The organism is Cellulosimicrobium cellulans, from assembly GCF_001722485.1.
Taxonomy (GTDB): Bacteria; Actinomycetota; Actinomycetes; order Actinomycetales; family Cellulomonadaceae; genus Cellulosimicrobium; species Cellulosimicrobium cellulans_A.
On the sequence record NZ_LWGL01000268.1, the window covers coordinates 1 to 2,521 of the forward strand.

Here is a 2,521-nt window from a genome sequence, read left to right on the forward strand (position 1 = left end):
TGCGCCGCGAGTCGTACGCGCACTCCTACCCGCACTGCTGGCGCTGCCGTCAGCCGCTCATCTACATGGGCGTCTCCTCGTGGTTCGTCGCGGTCTCGCGCTTCAAGGACCGCATGGTCGAGCTCAAGCGCTCGTCGCCGACCGGCGGCTCGGACCGCGCGTCGGCGCCCTCGTCGTCGACGCGGCGTCGGGCGAGGTGCTCGGCACGTCGGGCGCCGAGACGGGGCACGTGCCCGCCTCGACGCTCAAGGTGCTCACGGCGGCGGCCGCGCTCACGTCGCCGGGCCCCGACGCGACGCTCCCGACGCGCGCCGTCCTCGACGGTCTGGACACCGTCGTGCTCGTCGGCGGCGGCGACATGATGCTCGCGGCCGGCGCCGGCGACCCGACCGCCGTCAACGGGCGCGCGGGGCTCGCCGACCTCGCGGCGCAGGTGGCGGCCGAGCTGCGCCTCACCGGCCGCACCACCGTCACGCTGCACCTCGACGACACGATGTTCACCGGCCCGGCCGTCTCGCCGGCGGTCTTCCCCGGGAACGTCGCCGCCGGGTACGTCGCGCCCGTCGCGGCGCTCGCGGTCGACGTCGCCCGGCTCGAGGACGAGGAGTACGCCCAGCGCGCTCCCGACCCGGCCATGGCCGCGGCCGAGGCGTTCGTGCAGGCGCTCGCCGCCGAGGGCGTCACCGTCTCGGGCGACCCCGTGCGCGCCGCGGCCCCGTCGGACGCGCCCGTCGTGGGCGAGGTCCAGTCCGCGCCCCTGGGCGAGGTCGTCGCCTACCTGCTGCAGCACTCCGACAACACGATCACCGAGGTGGTCGGGCGCGTCGTCGCGGTCGACGCCGGGCTGCCCGGCTCGGGCGAGGGCGCGATCCAGGCGGTCCGCGCGGCCGTCGAACGGCTCGGGGTCGACCTCACCGGGGCGCAGGTCGCCGACCTCTCCGGCCTCGGCGACGGGTCGGTCCTCACGCCGCGCCAGCTCGCCGACGTCGTGTCCCTCCTCGCCGACCCCGGCCACCCGCGGCTGCGCGCCGCCGCCGTCGGCCTGCCCGTCGCGGGGCTGTCGGGGACGCTCGACGACCGGTACCTGGGCAACGCCGGCCGCGGCGTCGTCCGCGCCAAGACGGGCAGCCTGCCCGACGTCTCCTCGCTCGCCGGGACCGTCGTCACCGCGGACGACCGGCTCCTCGTCTTCGCGCTCATGACCGACGCCGTGCCCGACGGCGCCACCTACGGCGCGCGCATGATCCTCGACGACTTCGTCGCGTCGCTCGCCGCGTGCGGCTGCTCCGGCTGAGACCCGACCGGAGCCGTCCCCGGGATACCGTGGAGCGGTGACGCTCGTCGAGAAGTCCGACCGCCCGCCCGGCGGGCCGTCGATCGTGGACTGGAGCGCCGCGGCCCAGATGGCGGGGCGGCTCGCCCGCCCCGGACCGCAGGCGACGCGCGACGAGCTCGCGGACCTCGTCGACGGCCTGCGCGAGGCAGCCGACGCCGCCGTGCCTCACGTGCTCGACGTGACCCGGATGGCCCCCGCGGGCACCGCCCGCCCGACGGCGCTCGGCAGCGTGTACGTCGTCGACCGGGCCCGCTGGGCGCAGGCCAACACCGAGATCATGGCCGCGATGACCGAGGGCCTCACCGAGGTGCTCCTCGCGGACGGCTCCGACCGCCCGCCGCGCGTCCCGCAGGCCACCGCGCTCGTCGGCGCGGCGCAGGTCGGGTCGGTGCTCGCCGTGCTCGCGAGCCGCGTGCTCGGGCAGTTCGACCCGTACAGCGCCGCGTCCGCCGGCGGGCCCGGCCGGCTCGTGCTCGTCGCCCCGAACGTGCTGCACGTCGAGCGCGCGCTCGAGCTCGTCCCCGCCGACTTCCGGCTGTGGGTGTGCCTGCACGAGCAGACCCACGCGCTGCAGTTCGCGGCCGCGCCCTGGCTCGCCGACCACCTGCGCGAGCGCGCGCACGGGCTCCTCGCGGACCTGTCGGAGTCGTCCCGCCGGCTCGCCGAGGCCCGGCTGCGCGACAAGCTGCGCACCGTCGGCCGTGCCGTGCTCGACGCCGTCCGCGGCGAGGGCGCGACGCTCGTCCACGGCCTCCTCACCGACGACGAGCGGCGCCAGGTCGAGGACGTCTCCGCCGTCATGGCGCTGCTCGAGGGCCACGCGGACGTCGCGATGGACGCGGTCGGCCCGCGCACCGTGCGCACCGTGCGCAGCATCCGCCGCCGGTTCGAGGCACGTCGCGACGGCGCGGGCGCCTCCGGGTTCGACGTCGTCCTGCGGCGCCTGCTCGGCATGGACGCGAAGATCGCGCAGTACCGCGACGGCGCGGCGTTCGTGCGCGCCGTCGAGAAGGAGGTCGGCCGGGACGGCTTCAACGCCGTGTGGGCCGCGCCGGAGAACCTGCCCACCGCCCGCGAGATCGCCGACGCGCGCGCCTGGGTGCGCCGCGTGCACGGCTGACCGCCGGTGGGAGGTCCCGCGCCCGTCGTCGCGGGCGCGCGCCGCGCGGTGCGGGCCGCGGTCGC

At 77.4% G+C, this 2,521-nt stretch carries 2 protein-coding genes; both read left to right on the plus strand.

Translation table 11 applies throughout. From position 1 onward, the window contains the following. Positions 1 to 79 precede the first annotated feature (79 nt). Entirely contained in the window at positions 80 to 1,294 is a 1,215-nt protein-coding gene (dacB, locus tag JZ5iCDA_RS16780; protein ID WP_253182133.1) for a D-alanyl-D-alanine carboxypeptidase/D-alanyl-D-alanine endopeptidase, read from the plus strand. A 37-nt stretch (positions 1,295 to 1,331) separates the two neighbouring features. Continuing rightward, entirely contained in the window at positions 1,332 to 2,456 is a 1,125-nt protein-coding gene (locus JZ5iCDA_RS16785; protein WP_253182134.1) for a zinc-dependent metalloprotease, read from the plus strand. Positions 2,457 to 2,521 lie beyond the last annotated feature (65 nt).